We start from the raw sequence: 17,646 nt of genomic DNA on the forward strand, positions 1-17,646 counted from the left end.
TATCTATGAGTCGCGCTTTGTAATCGCTTTAACCTTACTGATAATTAACTTTTAACTTCTCTGTACGGAGAACATAAAACAGCGTCCCTCTTTAACTGGGACGCTTTTCAATTTTTGAATCTATCATAGGGCTGATTAATTCCCAGCCAAAATGTATAAATTTTATGAAAATGAAATTAATGTGTAGTGTTTCTACTGTTGATTTAGCCTGGAAAACTCACATAATATTTACCACATCATTTTTTCTTATGTGAAATATTGTGAAATCTATTCTACAGTCATACTTAGACCAAGAAATCTGGATACTGATACGAGATAAATGGTATTTTGCCAAAGTCATCCGAGTTTGGGATGATTTGTTGTGGTTTCAACACAGGACTCACAACAAAGAAACAGAAGAAGACACTTTGTGGGAAATGGTGGTGAAAATCAATGAAGTGATTGCGATTGACAGAATCATCTCAGTTGTCAGTAGAAAACCAGATGTATTCATGTCAAAATTGCTCGAAACTGATCAACCCACAAATCATCATCCAAAAGAGCATGAAAACTAATTAACTACAATCAACTGTTATTCTAGAAAATTCTGTGTGATGTGTGAGAGTCAGATAATTAATAACCCCAGTTTCACAGGGAACTGGGGTTATTAATTTGAATTAAAAAATAGCGATCGCTTGCTACCAACAAGAGCATATTTGTAAATTCTCTACTCCATCTCAACACCTTCTCCCTGTCGTTCCACAGGCTCAAACTTGACCTTGTGATATAAATCCTGTAAAGAAATTTCCAAGGGTATAGTTACCAGAGATATTTTTTCATCTTCTGTGTCATACTCCCGTAGATTCCACTGCTTTTTACCTATTTTAGAAAACTGTTCTACATAGATTTGGGTTTGATCAACTAATAAATATTCCTGAAATGTAGAAATTGTTCGATAAGCCTGAAATTTATCTTCGTGGTCATAACCTTTAGTAGACTCAGATAAAACTTCCACTATTACCTGTGGATTGAGAATCATATCTTGGCGATTAGGGAAAAATTCTGGTTCACCCGCCACAATCATCACATCTGGGTAAGTATAAATACGTTTTTCTGATATCCATAGACGAACATCACCCATATAAACGTGATAGTTTTGCCTTTTGAACGCAAAATTTAACTCAGTGCTTAAGTTAAGTGCTATTTGGTTATGATTTACTGTTCCGCCTACCATTGGAATAATTTGTCCATCAATATATTCACTTTTGTATTCAGCTACTTCTTCGAGGGCTAAATATTCCTCTGGTGTGTAAAATCGCTGTTGGGTGATTTCCATAGTTCTATGAAATAGCGATCGCCGCCAAAATTTTGATAATCTTACCCAATAGTTTAACGTAGCCAATGGTTTTATCCCCAAAGTCTTCTACCAGATTTACCCTTTAATTGCTCATGAGTATCTGCTAATAAATTGGGGATATCTAATTTTTCTGGACATCTAGGTAAACAATCACCGCATTCTGTACAACGGTTGGCTTTCATTCCAGGAAACCAATGTCCAGCATTTTCAAACATTCCATAACGATATTGACCGTAATCTTTCATCTCATAGGCTACAGCCAAATTTCGTAGGCGTAAGACTTCAGGAATGTTAATGTTTTCAGGACAGGGTAAACAAGCATAACATTGGCTACATTTTTCAGTTCCTAAAACTTGCTGTTGATGATTTTCTAACTGTTGCAAGGTGAGAATTTCCGTGGATGTTAACTCACCATCATTATCAGCAACTTGTAAAGGTTCTATTAATTCCTCTGGATTAGCTGCGCCTACACTTAGGGTAGTAATGCGTTTATCACTTAATAAAAATCGATAGTTTAATTCTAAAGGTGAAAATGGCTGACACAAGTCCTTGAGGGTTTGGGGAGGTGTGTAAAGTTTTCCCCCTTTGTCAGCCGGAGAAATAATAAAAACCCCCATATCTTTCTCAATTGCTAACTGAATAGCTGGGGCGTTTCTTTGCCAGAAATAGTAATAATGCAGATTGACAAATGCAAATAAATCTGTGTTGATTGCTGCTTGAATTAACTCTAATGAACCGTGGGTGGAAAAGCCAACGTGTCTAACTCTACCGTCAGCGATCGCTTCTGTGACGGCTTGCATACAACCATCTTTGGCTTGCACCATCTCCAGATGTTCCCAAGTATTTAAGCCGTGAATTCCCAAACAATCTAGATAATCTATATTCAATCTAGTTAAAGATTCATCAATACACCGACGCATACTATCAGCATCAGCTGTAGGTGGAATTTTACTGGTGATGTGGACTTGGGAACGCTGGAGAGATAGGCCATTTGCGATCGCTGCACCCAGATACTCCTCACTTTTACCGTAACCTCTGGCTGTTTCTATGTGATTAATTCCCAGTTCTAAAGCCTTGGCTATGGTTTGCTGTGCGGTTGCGACATCAGCCAAGTAACGCATTGTCCCTAGAGAAAAAACCGAAAGGCGTAGATTTGTTTTGCCAAAGCGTCGGTATTGCATAAATTCACTGCTGAGTGGTGTTAGCGGTAGCGCGGAGTTTAGCCGATACTAAGTTGTGAGTAGAAACCAGATTAATACTGTCTGTAACAGAATCAAAGCTCAAAAAGAAAGAATCAAGCACTAATTTGATCTTCTTTACTCAACACTCAACACTCAGCACTCAGCACTCTTTTAACTCTCCTCATTACCAAACCGCTTGATTAAATCTTCAGGACGAAGATTAGAAATAAACTCTCGGAAAGCTTGTTGTTCGGCTTCATCAGCATCCCGATCCACAGGGATAGACGCATCAGCAATTACTTCTTCCATTACCCAAATAGGAGTATTAGTACGCAGTGCGACGGCGATCGCATCGCTAGGACGGGCATCAATTTCTTTTTTGACTTCGCCCTGTTGTACAATCAATGCCGCATAAAATGTATCCTTTTGTAAGGAATGAATAATCACCTTTTCTAGCGTCATATTCCAAGCTTCGAGAATATTGACAATTAGGTCATGGGTTAAAGGTCGAGGCGGCTTTTGATTCTCCAACGGCCCCATAATTGCCCTCGCCTGTTCTTGTCCAATATAAATGGGCAACGCCCGCCGATCTGAGGCATCTTTTAACAAGACTATGGGGCTACGGGTCATGGCATCTAATGCTATGCCAGCGACTTTCATCTCAATCATTGGCCAACCCTCTACAATCCTTTGAGTGATTAATTGTTAAGTGATAAATAATACCCTTATTTGGGTAGTTAGGAGCGATAATAAACATAGGCATTGTTCTCTATAATTGCCTCTATTAAACTCCGAATTGTCCGTGAACACCAGAGTAAATGAAATGGGTCTTTATAAACAATAACCTTCTTCATCAAGTATGACTTGTGAAGGATGCCATTGTGTTAATTACCCTATAATAAAAACAGTCAGGAAATATACTCAGAATTTTCGGCATTCTTGTGAGAATTACCAGTGGATTTTCAGGAAAATTAGGCAATAAATAGAGTTAGTTTTGCGAAATAACCAGTGTTTACAGGATTAATTCAATCATTAGGAACAATCAAACCCTTAAGTGGTGATGCGTGGCAAATTACCTGTGTGAATCAGCCATCATTAATTATGCAGGATTTAGCCTATGGTGACAGTGTAGCTGTAGATGGTGTTTGCCTGACAGTAGAAGAAATTTTGCCAGCAGGCTTTGTGGCTTCAGCTTCCCCAGAAACTCTGCGCCGCACAACTCTAGGCTATGAGCAAACACAACAAGGCTACGTCAACCTAGAAACTTCACTCCGCGTTGGTGGTAAAGTCGGCGGTCATTTTGTCATGGGTCATGTAGACGGAGTAGGTAGCTTGCTAGAGGCGAAACAGACAGCAACTTCTTGGGAAATGACGTTCACAGCACCCGAAGCGATCGCTCGTTACATTGTCCCCAAGGGTAGTATCGCTGTCAATGGCGTGAGTTTGACGGTAGCTGCTTATGAAGTGGATTTATCTCAGTTTACCGTCGCCGTGATTCCCCTGACTTACGCTGATACCAATCTTCGCTATTTGATGTCTGGCAGTTTAGTAAATTTAGAAGGCGATATTCTCGGTAAATACGTGGAAAAATTCCTTCACCCTGGCAAAAGTTATCACAATACCTCAGATGATGCTGGTTTCAATGATATTACACCCGCATTTTTAGCAGAACACGGATATTTGTAAACAGGGTACTGGTTACTGGGGATTGGGTATAGGGCATGGGGCATGGGGCAAGCAGGAAGTGTGGGAGGGGTGGGAGGAGAGGGAAGAAATCTTTCCCCCTCTCTCCCCACACTCCCCACACTTCCCCATCTTCCCAGTCCCCAGTCCCCAATCCCTACTCCCTCTTCAACGCCTGTGCTGTCTGCACGCCTCGTAATAATTGGCTGAGGGCGACTTGCAATTCTACACCAGGATCAACAGCCACCCATCCGTTTTGTGTGAGATGACGGACTTCAAAGTGTAGGTGGGGGCCTGTGGAGTTGCCGGTGCTACCTACACGCCCAATTACAGTTCCTGGTTCCACCCATTGTCCTGGTTGCACCAAGATTTCTGACATATGACCGTAGAGGGTTTGTTGAGCAGAACTGTGGTTGAGGATGACGGTTAAACCATAGCCACCTACCCAATCAGCTGTCTCTACTTGACCTCTAGCAGCCGCCAAAATGGGAGTACCTAAGGGCGCACCTAAGTCAGTACCAGCGTGGAAACGGCGATCGCCTGTGATGGGGTGAATCCGCCAACCAAATATAGATGTTACTGGTGCTGCTGCGGCTAGAGGATATACCATCCCATTGCCACCACGGTAAGCTAATGTGCTGGTGTAGGGAATTTGCGGTAATACTGAAGCTAAGGGAATATCGTAAGCTACATTACTCTCACGGGGGGCTATGTTCCCTTCTGCCATTGGTGGGGGTAATGTCCCAGCACTAGGTGCAATGGGAGTAGCACTGACTTTCGTGGTAGCGAATTCGCTGGGGTTGGGAATAAAACGGTTGGGTTGGAAAGCTGTTTTATTGGTGCTACCTACAGGTACTTGAGAACCACGCCATCTGCTTTGGCTTGGTGCAGTAGCTAAGGTGCGGACGGGGGATGCTGTAGCTAACTGCGCTGTTTGACTGTTTCTAATCCATGTAGGGGCTGATTTAGCTGTACGCTGATTAGATGATGGTGTTTGCGCGCAAGCACTACCAGTTACCCCTTGTCCAGAATTCACAACTGTACGACAACCGCTAGAACGTTCTGTGAGAATTACAGAATTTGGTGCTTGATAAGTTCCAGTTGTATTGGCACTGTAATCATTGGGATCAATATAGGCGTTGTTATAATCCTGCTTGGGTTGCCTAACTGTAACACTGTTATTGTTATCTGATGCGTTTGATGGTTGGGTAACTACTGGTTTTTTCTCTGTGAATGATGGTTGAGCAACTACTGGTTTTTGCTCAGATATAGTTACTTCCCGTTGGGGTTTAACTTTGGCGTTTGGGGTTGGTGTAACTTGAGAAGCTTCTACTTGGGGTTGTGACTTTCTCACACTAAAAACTGGCTCATTTGGCTCATTTTCAATGCTGGGTTGAGATTGTCTAACAGGCTTTGGTGATTGTGAAACTTCTGATTGACGTAGCCTTTGCCGGAGTTTACCTTGCCGTGCCGAGAATTTTGGTTGTGATGGCGATGCTGCGGGTACAACAACATCTTTTTTCACAGGAATAACTGGTGCTGCTGTTGGTTGGGAAGTTTCAACAGTAGGAACAATGTTATCGATGGATGTTTCTGTTTGAGCTAACACCAAGCCGCCACTGAGGAGGCTAACACCACCTAACCAACACAGACCTTGTGCTGGTAGAGTGTAGGCTAGGCGTTTCTTCGGATTATGGGCAGAGTGATTGCGCTGCGTCATTGTTTCTCTCAGTTGAGTTGTGTCTTATGTGCCTAAAGAGATGATGCCAGTGGTTTGTCTTACCCAAAGAGCGAAATTGTCAACAAACCTGATATGAATCTTAAGAACTACGATAACCCAAACTAATTCTACCGGGTTCTAGATGAATTTCTGGTGTTTTCATATCAGTTATGCAACCTCTTTCTAAGGATACTCGTAAACTCCCTTGAGGTGTTACGCCCACAACATTACCTGCGAGGTCGTTGACGTAAACGCGATCGCCCATGTTCACCAAAAACTCTAAATAACGAGACACAAGTATATTAATTCCTTCTTCCAAAAGGCAGACCACACCCGATTCTATGCCTAATAGCACTTGACAAATTAAGGTTTCTATATCGGGAACTGGGGATTGGGCATTGTATTTTTCCTCCCCTGCGCCCCTGCACCCCTGCCCCCCTGCCTCTCTTGCCTCCCCTAGCCATGACTGTAAATTAATCCCCGTTTCCGGTACAGGATTAGCCCAGTTAATCCCGACACCAACTATTGCTTGTGTGATTTGGCCTTGATTCACTTTGGTTTCTGTTAGAATTCCGCCTAATTTGCGTCCTTCTAAAACTAAATCATTCGGCCATTTAATTCCGACATTAATTCCACATTGACGCAATTGATGTGTAATCCCCCAAGCGGTAGCTAACGTGAGTTGATAACTAGCATTAGCTGCTATATGGGGATTAATCGCCACAGAAAGGTATAATCCGCCTGTTTGGGAAATCCACTGTCGTCCCCATTGTCCTTTTCCGGACGTTTGTTGTGTGGCAATCACTACATTACCTGCTGTCGCGCCTTGGCTAATTAACTCCCAAAGCGTTAGATTAGTTGAGGTAACACAGTCATAGATATGTAGAGTAAAAGGTAAATAACCATACTTGCGCTCAGTGGCGAGGGCAGTTAAGATTTTTTGCTGATCAAGTTTGACAGCCATTAGCCTAAAATTCCGTAGTTCAAGTTAGCATGAATTGGCTGATAAGTTTCTGATTAGGTTTGGTTCAAGATGCACACTTGGCATTGGCATGATTGGGAGGGACTACCATACCTAACTTGTAGTCTCTTAAAGAATTGGCAACACGGCTTTTTTACCCAGCAGTTTTGGCCGCGATCGCCCGACGAGTTAACAAAGGTGCTGCACCCAGAAGCATCAGCATATCGTTTGAAACAGGTACATGGCAATACAGTCCTCACCCCCAGAGAAATAGCCGCTAATCTGGATGCAGAAGATGAATTAGCCCTGGCAGATGGTTTAATGAGCGAAGCACCCTTACAAGCTGTGTGGGTAGCCAGTGCTGATTGTACACCCGTGTTAATTGGAGATATCAAAACTGGACAGGTAGCAGCACTCCATGCGGGTTGGCGGGGTACAGCGAAGAAAATTGTCCCCCAGGCGATCGCTAGGATGCAAGCCCAAGGTAGCCAACTAGCAGACTTGCGGATTGCTATGGGGCCAGCTATTGCTGGAGAAGTTTACCAAGTTTCTGTGGAAGTTGCCGCAGAAATTGGAGCTAGCATTATACCACATGAAGATAACCAAAAAATTGTTCAGACATTACATGATTTACCCCATTCTCCATTGTTAGCTGATCCTGAGCCTGGAAGAGTCAGGGTAGATGTCCGCCGAGTCAATGCGTTGCAAATGGAAAATTTAGGGATTAGTGCGGAACAGATAGCGATCGCACCCTACTGTACTTACCAAACTCCAGATCATTTCTTTTCCTACCGTCGTGAGCAACAGAAAAAAGTACAATGGTCTGGCATTGTTAGTGTTGTTTAAATCACCGAAACAGTGGTGAGTGCTGAGTAGTAAGTGCTGAGTTGAAACTAAAATTAGTTGCACGGGCTGAACGTCATGCTACTGCTAACAGCACTTTCAACTCAGCACTAATGAACTTTGCTTGTGCCTGATTCTCTTTAACTTTAGGGACTTCCAGATAAAAAAAATACCCAAACTTTAGGGTGCGTCAGTATGAATAATCTCTTGGTATAGTTAGGTTTTCTCGCACTGACGCACCCTACTAAGGCGTTTATTGGGGATAATTTATTTTTTGGTGTTCCCTTAAAAGCGATATACCACACATTAATAAGAGATAATTTTTAGGATTTAAAAAATGTTTAAACCCTAAGAATTATCAGTATATTTACTATCAAATTAATCATCATTTAAATTCCTATTTAATTTTTGAGTAAAACTTCCTATAACCTTTCATTAATTGTTAAAATTTACCTAAAAAAATACCTTTTTTTCCCCTACATCCCTACACCCTTATACCCCTACCCCCTATTTATTACTCATTGATGTTCCTAGATGCTAAATGGGAACAATACGTCATATAGATAATTGCGTGAGTATAAATTTGTATGGCAGTTTCATTAGAGACAAGTTTTGTAATTCCAGGCTATCGCTTCACAGAGCAAATATACATAGGTAGCAAAACCATTGTCTATCGAGCTATTAGGTCAGCAGATGAAACACCAGTCATCATCAAACTGATGCGGAAAGAAAATCCCAATCTCAATGAAATTGCTCAGTTTCATAATCAATACACCATCACCAAAAATCTAGACATACCAGGGATTATTAAACCCCTAAATATCGAAAATTATGGCGACAACTACGCCATAGTTTTGGAAGATATGGGCGGAATATCTCTATCAGAATGGCGACGACAAAACGGTATCAGTCTAGAGGAATTCTTCTCGATAGCCATCAATATAGTCACTATCCTAGAAAAAATACATAAAGCCAGAATTATTCACAAAGATATCAAACCTGCCAATATCTTAATTAACCCAGAAACACAAGAAATTAGAATTATAGATTTCAGTATCGCCAGCTTGCTACCAAGGGAAATTCAATTACTGAAAAACCCCAACGTCTTAGAAGGAACACTAGCGTATATATCCCCTGAACAAACCGGTAGGATGAATCGAGGTGTTGACTATCGTAGTGACTTTTATTCTTTGGGAGTGACCTTTTTTGAATTGCTCACGGGAGAATTACCTTTTAGTAGTAAAGATCCAATGGAGTTGGTCTACTGTCATATTGCCAAAATACCACCAAGATTAGGTCACAAAATCGAAATCCCGCAAGCTCTTGCAGATATTGTCATGAAGCTAATGGCAAAAAATGCCGAAGACCGTTATCAAAGTGCCTATGGTCTAATTCATGATTTAGAAACTTGTCAACAGCAGTGGCAAACTACAAAACAGATTACACAGTTTAATTTAGCAACTAAAGATATTGCTGACTGTTTCCTTATTCCTGAAAAACTCTATGGTCGTCAAACAGCAGTAACAAATTTATTAGCTGCTTTTGAGCGTGTTACCCAGGGGAAAACAGAATTAGTATTAGTTGCGGGTGCTTCTGGGGTTGGGAAAACTGCTGTAGTAAATGAGGTACATAAGCCTATTGTTCGCCAACGTAGTTATTTTATTCAAGGTAAGTTTGAACAATTGCAAAGAGATATTCCCTTATTTGCTTTTGTGCAAGCATTTAAAGATTTAATTGGGCAGATTTTGAGTGAATCTGATGCTCAAATTCAAACTTGGAAAACTCAACTTCAGTCAGCTTTAGGTGAACAAGCACAAGTCATAATTGATCTAATTCCAGATTTGGAACTAATTTTGGGTGAACAGCCTCCGGTGACTGGGTTAGCTGGGAATGCGGCGGAACATCGATTAAATTTATTATTGCAACGATTTATTCAGGTGTTTACAGCCAATGAACGTCCCTTAGTGCTGTTTTTAGATGATTTGCAATGGGCTGATGCTGCATCTTTGAAGTTACTCCAACTATTAATGTCTCCCTCAGAATCATCCTTGACGGTGGCTGAATCTCATCTAGCTGAAAATTCTCACTCCGGTTTATTATTAATTGGTGCATATCGTGACCATGAAATTTTCCCAGGTCATCCTTTAGAACTGACCATTAATGAAATTCTTAAGTCAGATGGTAGCTTACAAATTATAACTCTGGCTACCTTAACATTTGAAGATTTAACTCATCTTGTTACTGACACATTACATTGCCCAAAAAATCTGGCTATTCCTCTAACTCAAATTATCTTTGCTACAACTCAAGGTAATCCTTTCTTTACTCATCAATTTCTAAAATATCTATATCAAGAAAATATCATTGAGTTCAATCATCATCTTGAATATTGGCATTGTGATATTAGCAAAGTTGAAGCATTGCAACTAACAGATAATGTAGTTGAATTTATGAAAATTCAATTACTGAAGCTACAACAATCAACTCAGCAAGCATTGCAACTAGCAGCTTGTATTGGGCATCATTTTGATTTAAAGACTTTAGCAATTGTTTATGAAAAGTCTTTAGCTGAGACTATATCAGATTTACGTGCAGCGATGCTAGAAGGGATGATTTTACTGCAATCTGAAGTTTATCAGTTATTAGAAGTTAATACTGATCAACAATATCAGTTAGTTAATTCAGAACAGGAAGAATCTACAAATTCTCTTTATCAATTATCTCAATGCCAATTTGTTCACGATCGCATCCAACAAGCTGCCTATTCTCTAATTCCAGAACAGCAAAAACTCTCACTACATTTAAAGATAGGCAAATTACTATTTGATCATACTCCTACTAGTAAATTAGAAGAAAATATTTTTAGTATTGTCAATCAATTGAACATGGCAATACAGTTAATTGTAGAGCCTAGTGAACGTATTAAACTAGTCGAGATGAATCTCCAAGCTGGGCATAAGGCTTTAATTTCTACAGCCTATTCCTCAGCTAGAAAATATTTAAATACAGGTATTCAATTACTACCTCAGCAAAGTTGGGACACTCACTATCACCTCACTTTAGCTTTATATGAAACTGCCACCGAGACATCATATCTGGCTGGTGACTTTGAGCAAATGGAAGCATTAGCACAAGTTGTATTATCAAAAGCAAAAACCAAAATAGACCAACTGAAAATTTATGATGTCAAGATTAGAAACTATAGTTCGCAGGGTAAAGCACTAGAAGCCATTGAAATTGCGTTAGATTTTTGTCAGGTTTTAGGAGTGAAATTTCCCAAAAAGCCTAGCCAATTAGATGTACAACAAGAAATACAAAAAATCTATAGCAATTTAGCTAACAAGTGCATTGAAGATTTAATTGATTTACCAGAAATGCAAGATGTTGAAGCATTAGCTTTGATGCGAGTTCTTGCTAGTGCATTTAGTTCTTTTTACCAAGCTTTTCCAGCCCTTATGCCATTGGTATGTTTAAAACAAATAGATTTATCATTACAGTTTGGTAATTCCCCTTTATCAGCCTTTGCATACGCTATTTATGGCTTTATGCTCTGTGGTGTAGTTGGTGATATTGCATCTGGTTATCAGTTTGGTAAATTAGCTGTCAATTTAGCTCATAAATTTAATGATAAAGAAGTCAAAGCCAAAAGTATGGGGACTTTTAACTCCCATATTAGTCACTGGCACATTCATCTGAGAGATACATTAAAGAACTTTTTAGAAACCTATACAGTTGCACTGGAAACGGGAGATTTAGAATTTGCAGCTTTTTCGCTGCAAAATTATGGTTACTCTGCATTTTTTCTGGGTAAAGAACTAGGATATCTCCAACAAGAATTAGCTAAACATAGCTCTGCCATCAAGCAGATTAATCAAGAAAAAGTATTTTATTGGCAGGAGATTTATCATCAGACAGTCTTGAATTTGCTAGAAGATAGAGAAAATAGCTTTGATTTATCGGGAGAAGTATACGACGAAGTAAAAATGCTACCCATCCACCTCAAAGATAATGATGGTATAGCTATTTCACACTTGTATTTATGTAGGACTTATCTCTGCTATCTGTTTCAGGACTATAGCAAAGCCTGGGAAAATACCAAAAAAACGGCAGAGTTTTTACATGGTGGTGTAGGGACTTTAACTTACACTCAATTTCATTTTTATGATTCTCTAGTACGTTTAGCTGTATATATTGATCTGAGCGAATCTGAACAACAAGAAATTTTAGTGCAAGTCAAAGTTAATCAAGAAAAACTTCAGCATTGGGCAAGTTATGCACCGATGAATTATTTACATAAATTTCATTTGGTAGAAGCTGAGTATCATCGGGTTTTAGATAATAAAACAGCAGCAATGGATAACTATGAGCGGGCTATAAATTTAGCTAAAGAAAATGATTATATTCATGAAGCAGCTTTAGCTTGTGAATTGGCTGCTCAATTCTATTTAGCATGGGGAAAACAAAGAATAGTACCCAACTATTTAACTGATGCGTATCGCGCTTATCAACGTTGGGGTGCAGTTGCAAAAGTCAAACACCTCCAAAAACGCTATCCCCAATTACTCACACCCATAATTCAGCAAGAAATGCTCAAAACTCAAATTGTCAGCAAACGAGAACCAATTACTGTTTCTATGCTGACATCTTTGTCTGCAACTAAAACTAGTGAAACGGTGATTAGTTCTCACACCAGTGTTTCTGAGATGCTGGATTTAGGAAGTGTGATTAAAGCATCTCAGTTACTCTCTGGAGAAATTGAACTAGAACAATTACTTTCTACTTTAATGGCTGTGGTGATGGAAAATGCTGGCGCATCAAAAGCAGTATTGATGTTGAGTGATAGTGATACAGATTTCAAAGTCACCGCCGTAAGTTATAGTGCTGAGAGTGGGAATATCTTGACTGATTTCCCATCAATTAATTTAGAAGATAGTCAAGATATTCCCCTGACTCTGATTAATTATGTCAAACGCACCAAAGAAATGTTTGTCTGTGATGATGCTAAAACAGTAGCGTTTTTAGCAGGCGATCGCTATATTCAAAACCAACAACCCCAAAGCCTAGTTTGCATTCCCATTATTAATCAAGGGAAGTTACTAGGTATGATGTACCTGGAGAATAATCTTACCATTGGGGCATTCACACGCGATCGCATTGAAGTCCTCAAACTCATCACCACCCAAGCCGCTATTTCTCTAGAAAATGCTATTCTCTACGAAAATCTCGCCACCGCCAATCAACGTTTAGAAGAACAAAACCAAACCCTAGAACAAAAAGTTGCCCAGAGAACTCAAGAGTTAGAAGAAAAAAATCAATATTTACAACAAACCTTACTAAAATTACAACATACCCAAACCCAATTAGTACAAAGTGAAAAAATGTCTTCTTTGGGACAAATGGTAGCCGGAATTGCCCATGAAATCAATAATCCTATTAACTTTATTCATGGCAATATTAATCATGCCCATGACTATGTACAAGACTTACTAGATTTAGTCGAGATTTATCAACAAGAATATCCCAGCCCTTCTGATATCATTGCCGAAAAATCCCAAGCAATAGATATTAAATTCCTCATACAAGACTTACCTAAAGTGCTGGACTCCATGAAAATCGGCAGTTCACGCATTCGTAATATTGTGATTGGGTTACGTAACTTTTCCCGTCTAGATGAATCAGAGATGAAACCTGTAGATATACATGAAGGTATTGAAAGTACCCTCATGATTTTACAGCACAGACTCAAAGAAAAGAGTGATTCACCAGAAATTTTAGTTACAAAAGAATATACCCAATTGCCATTGGTTAATTGTTATGCCGGTCAATTAAATCAAGTCTTTATGAATATCATTAGTAATGCTATTGACGCATTAGAAGATTCTAGATTGACAGCTAGTGATCCATCAAAATATCTCCAGATTATCATTAAAACTGAGTTGTTAGCATCAAATACAGTTAGAGTGAGCATTACTGATAATGGTTCTGGGATGACAGAAACAACCAAACAAAAAATATTTGACCCATTTTTCACTACTAAGCCTATCGGTAGTGGTACAGGCTTAGGGTTATCAATTAGCTATCAAGTAGTAGTAGAAAAACACAAAGGTCAGTTAACTTGTAATTCCACATTGGGTAAAGGAACTGAATTTTTAATTGATATTCCCATTCAATAGACCTGTCTTAAAAATGGGGATTGGGTATTGGGAATTGGGTATGGGAAAATTGATTTTTATTGTTCCGTTGAGAGCATAGCTCATAGAATATTTTGCAAAATTAATGATTATAGTGTAATTATTTTCATCCTTGCGCCTACTCTACGAGTTCCGCGTTATCAGTATGCACGAAACAAAAAAAATACACCCTAGTTTATAGAGTGTATACATATTATGTTATGGCAGTAGAATATCAATATAAATTCACAATACTAATAACCAATGACTAATGACTATTGACTATTGACTATTGACTATTGACTATTGACTAATGACTATTGACTATTGACTATTGACTATTGACTAACACCAACAGTTTCACGAGGCTTGATAGTAAAACTATCTACATAAGAAGGTCTTCTTAACTTTAAAGTCTGTCTAATTCGTTGATAATTAGCTGGAGACATAGGTGAAATATTCTTGAGTATTTTCTGCCAAATTGGCGAAGTATCTACTATCCCCATATCACTCATTAATTCATCAATATAATGAAAACTGAACGGGAATATCGATGTGCCATGATGTAAACCATATTCCCATTCTTGCTTTTTCCATTGCCACTCTAAAGCTATTTCTTCTAACATCTTTTGTGGTGTAGGCAAATTGAGATTACCTTGGAAGTATTCCAGTAACCACTGAGAATTAATATCTGATGTTAGGGGGCAGAATTTGCTGGAGTTGTAACCCACAAAACCAAGGTTGGGAATATGAGGGTGAATAATATTGCGGTAAAGTTGAAAATTTCCTTGTTTATCTATTAAGGTTTGACGATCTTCTGCTGCTAAAAACGGTACATCTTGACGAAATCCTGTACCGAATACCACAATATCCGCAGGTATATGTTCTCCAGTGGCTAACTCTACACCATCAGCAACAAACCGTTTAATTTCAGTTTTTTTTGCTTGAATCTTCCCAGAAGCAACATACTGATAAAAATTAGGAGTTTCTAAAGCGATAGAAGAAACCACCCATTTAGTCAGGGGTTGATCAGGAATCATTCCGCAAGCATCTAACTTGAGTTGATAGCGGAGTAGTATTTCATTAATGCGCCAAAAAGCCCAGACTAATGGCTTACCAATACTGTGTAGTAGCCATTCCATACCCTCTAACTTACGATATGGTAGCCAGCTTTCAGCAAAGCGTGTTAACAAAACATACTTAATATTTACTTTTCCCAAGAAGAATTTAGGAATCTTCCAAGGTATTTGACGAAACACCATTGTGCATTTTGCAGATACATCAGCAGATAGAGTGGCGATGTCAGTCGCAGATTTACCCAGACCTACCACAACTACCCGCTTACCTTCTACAATCGAGGTGTTATTAAATTCTGTGGTGTGTAATACTTGACCCCCAGCAGCAATAAATTCTTCTTTTCCAGGTAGAGAAGGTTGGTAAGGAATATGAAAAATTCCAGTACACACAACTACAAAATCAAACTCTAATTGTTCCTGTTGAAGTTCTCCAGAAACCTGATCACGAAACCGAATATTAACTAACCATTTTGGTATTTCTGAAGTTTTTCTGGTGACTTGAGTTACTTCCGTTTGAAAACGGATTCTGGGAGTTACACCAAAATGTTCGGCGTAAGATATTAAGTAATTGCGTGTTTGCTCTGCGGTCGGCCATTCTGGATAGGATGCAGGCATGGGATAATCAGGGAAGGCATAGGTATCGCGGGGGCTTTGAATAGTCAACCCTGGATAGACTCTAGATTTTTCCCACACACCACCTATTCCCGCTTGTGTTTCAAACACAGTGACTTCATAGCCAGTTTCTATAAAGTTTCTTGCTGTGACTAATCCACTAACGCCAGCCCCAATTACACATACTTTCTTTGTTTGCATTATTAGTTTTGTCCTGTATTCAGAGGGAATGGGGAATGGGGAATGGGAAAAATCTTTACTAATTCCCTGTTCCCTACCCCCACCAAAGAACTTTTTCCGCCAGCCCTAAGTAAATTAACTACGACCGGAGTAATGTAATTGACCTTCAACGGGCATAGAAATTTTCAGTGGTGGTTTCTCAGGATTTAAAGAGGCTTTTACCCAACCTTCTAAAGCCATGACTTCTAAGCAGAACATTGTATGCTGGATGGCGATGCGGAGATGTTCGGCGGGAAAGCGGTTCTTGAACAAACTAATGAGGTAATGATAAATTTGCTCAATATCAGACGTACGGCTGAGAATATCAATTAATAAACCATAAAGACCGGTAATCGGTAAGCGATCGCCATTTTCTCTGCGGTAGCATTTTACTCGTGTAATTGCACCGTTGCTATACACAGCAACGAATTCTTCTTGGGTGTCGTCAATGTTTAACTCAAAGACGTTGTAACCGCTAATTTCCCAAGGTAATTCCTCTTTGGAAAAACGCTGTACCATCTGTTTCATCGCCCCTAAGTCAAAGCCACCAATGACAGCTTGACCAACAATATCATTGGTAAAACCACCTTGGGCTAACCAGCGAAAGGCTTCGGCGGGACTGAGATTTAAACCGGCTTCTTTGGCGATGGTTTGACAGTGGTCATATAAGTCTGTAAATTGACCATTGGCAGCATACCAGTAATCTGCAAAGCGGATATGCTGTTGGACGCGACGGCGTTGATTATGGTCGTATTGGCTTTTTAACCAATCTGCATCATATTGATTTTGGAGTAGTGCAGATATGGTGTATGCTAACTCCTTACCGCCTACATGGGTGAGAGTTAAACCCGCAGATAAAATCGGATCAGCAAAACCTGCGGCTTCTCCTACTAAAAACCAGTTTTCCCCTGTGGTTCTCTCTGCTAGGAAAGACCAATCTTTCGTAATCTCAATATTACCTCTGCTAGTAGCATTAGCCAGCAGCTTAGAAATTAGCGGTTCATCTTGGAGTGCTTGATGATAAATCTCTGCGGCTGATTTTTTCGCTTGTTTGTAATAGCTAGCTGGACAAACAAAACCAACACTAGTACGGGTGGGGCTGAGGGGAATAAACCAAATCCATCCGTGTGGTAAGCTCATTATCTGTATGCGAGTCCCACCCACACCAATTTCTACCGCCCACTCTGCATTTTCCCAATAATCCCAGATGGCGACATTTTGCAGTTGTGTAGGACATTCTGTTTGCACACCTACAGCTTTTCGCAATACACCGACATGGCCAGAACCATCAACGTAGTAAGTTGCAGTGATTGTTTCCCCAGTATTCAAGTGTAAGGCCGTGATGCGATGGGCTACGCCCCGCCGGAGGCTATCGCCTTGTGTATCTACTTTCACCACTGCTGTTTGTTCTCTGACTTCACATCCCAATTCTTCAGCATGACGCAGCAGAATCTCATCATAAACCGCCCGGTCTACTTGAAACGCTGTTTGTTTGCGTTGTCCTGTAAACTTGGCTGGACGAGGTTCATCTTTAAATTCCTCTAGACGTAAAAAGTGAAACTCCCAAGGTTCTGGATCTTTTCCCCAGCGATAGTTACCCCCAACTTTAATGGGGAAATTAGCAGCTTCTACTTTATCCCAACATCCCATCTCATCAAGGATTTCACTAATCTGCGGTAGCTGACTTTCACCCACATGATCCCGTGGAAACTTTTCTTTTTCCAGAATTAATACACGCAATTGAGGATTATACTTTTTCAATAGAGTGCCGGTTGTGCTACCTGCGGGGCCACCACCAACAATTACAACATCATAATGGTTCATAAGAATTTGGGATTTGTGAAG

General features: G+C 39.9%; 11 protein-coding genes. 4 read left to right on the plus strand and 7 right to left on the minus strand.

Annotated elements, in window-relative coordinates; all coding sequences use genetic code 11:
- The first annotated feature begins 260 nt into the window (after positions 1 to 260).
- Positions 261 to 554, plus strand: a complete 294-nt coding sequence (locus CLI64_RS21235) for a DUF6679 family protein (protein ID WP_103139072.1) — start codon at positions 261 to 263, stop codon at positions 552 to 554.
- A 152-nt stretch (positions 555 to 706) separates the two neighbouring features.
- Here CLI64_RS21235 and CLI64_RS21240 read toward each other — a convergent pair whose 3' ends face one another.
- From CLI64_RS21240 to CLI64_RS21250, 3 genes are all read right to left on the minus strand, one after another.
- Positions 707 to 1,315 carry a Uma2 family endonuclease gene (locus tag CLI64_RS21240; protein WP_103139073.1) on the minus strand — a complete coding sequence of 203 codons (609 nt, stop codon included), beginning with the start codon at positions 1,313 to 1,315 and terminating at the stop codon, positions 707 to 709.
- Between the two features lie 71 nt (positions 1,316 to 1,386).
- Positions 1,387 to 2,517: an aldo/keto reductase gene (locus CLI64_RS21245; protein ID WP_103139074.1), complete on the minus strand. Its 1,131-nt coding sequence runs from the start codon at positions 2,515 to 2,517 to the stop codon at positions 1,387 to 1,389.
- A 171-nt stretch (positions 2,518 to 2,688) separates the two neighbouring features.
- Positions 2,689 to 3,186 carry a bifunctional nuclease family protein gene (locus CLI64_RS21250; RefSeq protein WP_103139075.1) on the minus strand — a complete coding sequence of 166 codons (498 nt, stop codon included), beginning with the start codon at positions 3,184 to 3,186 and terminating at the stop codon, positions 2,689 to 2,691.
- Positions 3,187 to 3,525: 339 nt separating this feature from the next.
- Here CLI64_RS21250 and CLI64_RS21255 point away from each other — a divergent pair, with 339 nt between their 5' ends.
- On the plus strand, positions 3,526 to 4,203 hold the full coding sequence (locus tag CLI64_RS21255; protein WP_103139076.1) for a riboflavin synthase: 678 nt from the start codon (positions 3,526 to 3,528) through the stop codon (positions 4,201 to 4,203).
- A 154-nt stretch (positions 4,204 to 4,357) separates the two neighbouring features.
- Here the strand turns inward: CLI64_RS21255 and CLI64_RS21260 are convergent, their stop codons facing one another.
- Both CLI64_RS21260 and CLI64_RS21265 read right to left on the minus strand, forming a co-directional pair.
- A complete protein-coding gene (locus CLI64_RS21260) occupies positions 4,358 to 5,920 on the minus strand; it encodes a peptidoglycan DD-metalloendopeptidase family protein (protein ID WP_103139077.1) in 1,563 nt (520 codons plus the stop codon).
- A 100-nt stretch (positions 5,921 to 6,020) separates the two neighbouring features.
- Entirely contained in the window at positions 6,021 to 6,884 is an 864-nt protein-coding gene (locus CLI64_RS21265; protein ID WP_103139078.1) for a biotin--[acetyl-CoA-carboxylase] ligase, read from the minus strand.
- Between the two features lie 69 nt (positions 6,885 to 6,953).
- Between CLI64_RS21265 and pgeF the strand changes: the two genes are divergently transcribed.
- Both pgeF and CLI64_RS21275 read left to right on the plus strand, forming a co-directional pair.
- Positions 6,954 to 7,727 (plus strand): peptidoglycan editing factor PgeF, encoded by a 774-nt coding sequence (pgeF, locus tag CLI64_RS21270; protein ID WP_103139079.1) that lies wholly within the window; start codon positions 6,954 to 6,956, stop codon positions 7,725 to 7,727.
- Between the two features lie 584 nt (positions 7,728 to 8,311).
- On the plus strand, positions 8,312 to 13,897 hold the full coding sequence (locus CLI64_RS21275; RefSeq protein WP_103139080.1) for an ATP-binding sensor histidine kinase: 5,586 nt from the start codon (positions 8,312 to 8,314) through the stop codon (positions 13,895 to 13,897).
- Positions 13,898 to 14,232: 335 nt separating this feature from the next.
- Here the strand turns inward: CLI64_RS21275 and CLI64_RS21280 are convergent, their stop codons facing one another.
- Both CLI64_RS21280 and CLI64_RS21285 read right to left on the minus strand, forming a co-directional pair.
- A complete protein-coding gene (locus CLI64_RS21280) occupies positions 14,233 to 15,783 on the minus strand; it encodes an NAD(P)/FAD-dependent oxidoreductase (RefSeq protein ID WP_103139081.1) in 1,551 nt (516 codons plus the stop codon).
- A 114-nt stretch (positions 15,784 to 15,897) separates the two neighbouring features.
- Positions 15,898 to 17,625 (minus strand): NAD(P)/FAD-dependent oxidoreductase, encoded by a 1,728-nt coding sequence (locus tag CLI64_RS21285; RefSeq protein WP_103139082.1) that lies wholly within the window; start codon positions 17,623 to 17,625, stop codon positions 15,898 to 15,900.
- Positions 17,626 to 17,646 lie beyond the last annotated feature (21 nt).

The organism is Nostoc sp. CENA543, assembly GCF_002896875.1.
Classification (GTDB): Bacteria; Cyanobacteriota; Cyanobacteriia; order Cyanobacteriales; family Nostocaceae; genus Trichormus.

What these genes read in the sequence shown, in the direction of transcription:
- CLI64_RS21240 (WP_103139073.1), bottom strand. Translation starts at nt 1,315, where the DNA reads ATGGAAATCACCCAACAGCGATTTTACACACCAGAGGAATATTTAGCC.
- CLI64_RS21245 (WP_103139074.1), bottom strand. Translation starts at nt 2,517, where the DNA reads ATGCAATACCGACGCTTTGGCAAAACAAATCTACGCCTTTCGGTTTTT.
- CLI64_RS21250 (WP_103139075.1), bottom strand. Translation starts at nt 3,186, where the DNA reads ATGATTGAGATGAAAGTCGCTGGCATAGCATTAGATGCCATGACCCGT.
- CLI64_RS21260 (WP_103139077.1), bottom strand. Translation starts at nt 5,920, where the DNA reads ATGACGCAGCGCAATCACTCTGCCCATAATCCGAAGAAACGCCTAGCC.
- CLI64_RS21265 (WP_103139078.1), bottom strand. Translation starts at nt 6,884, where the DNA reads ATGGCTGTCAAACTTGATCAGCAAAAAATCTTAACTGCCCTCGCCACT.
- pgeF (WP_103139079.1), top strand. Translation starts at nt 6,954, where the DNA reads ATGCACACTTGGCATTGGCATGATTGGGAGGGACTACCATACCTAACT.
- CLI64_RS21275 (WP_103139080.1), top strand. Translation starts at nt 8,312, where the DNA reads ATGGCAGTTTCATTAGAGACAAGTTTTGTAATTCCAGGCTATCGCTTC.
- CLI64_RS21280 (WP_103139081.1), bottom strand. Translation starts at nt 15,783, where the DNA reads ATGCAAACAAAGAAAGTATGTGTAATTGGGGCTGGCGTTAGTGGATTA.
- CLI64_RS21285 (WP_103139082.1), bottom strand. Translation starts at nt 17,625, where the DNA reads ATGAACCATTATGATGTTGTAATTGTTGGTGGTGGCCCCGCAGGTAGC.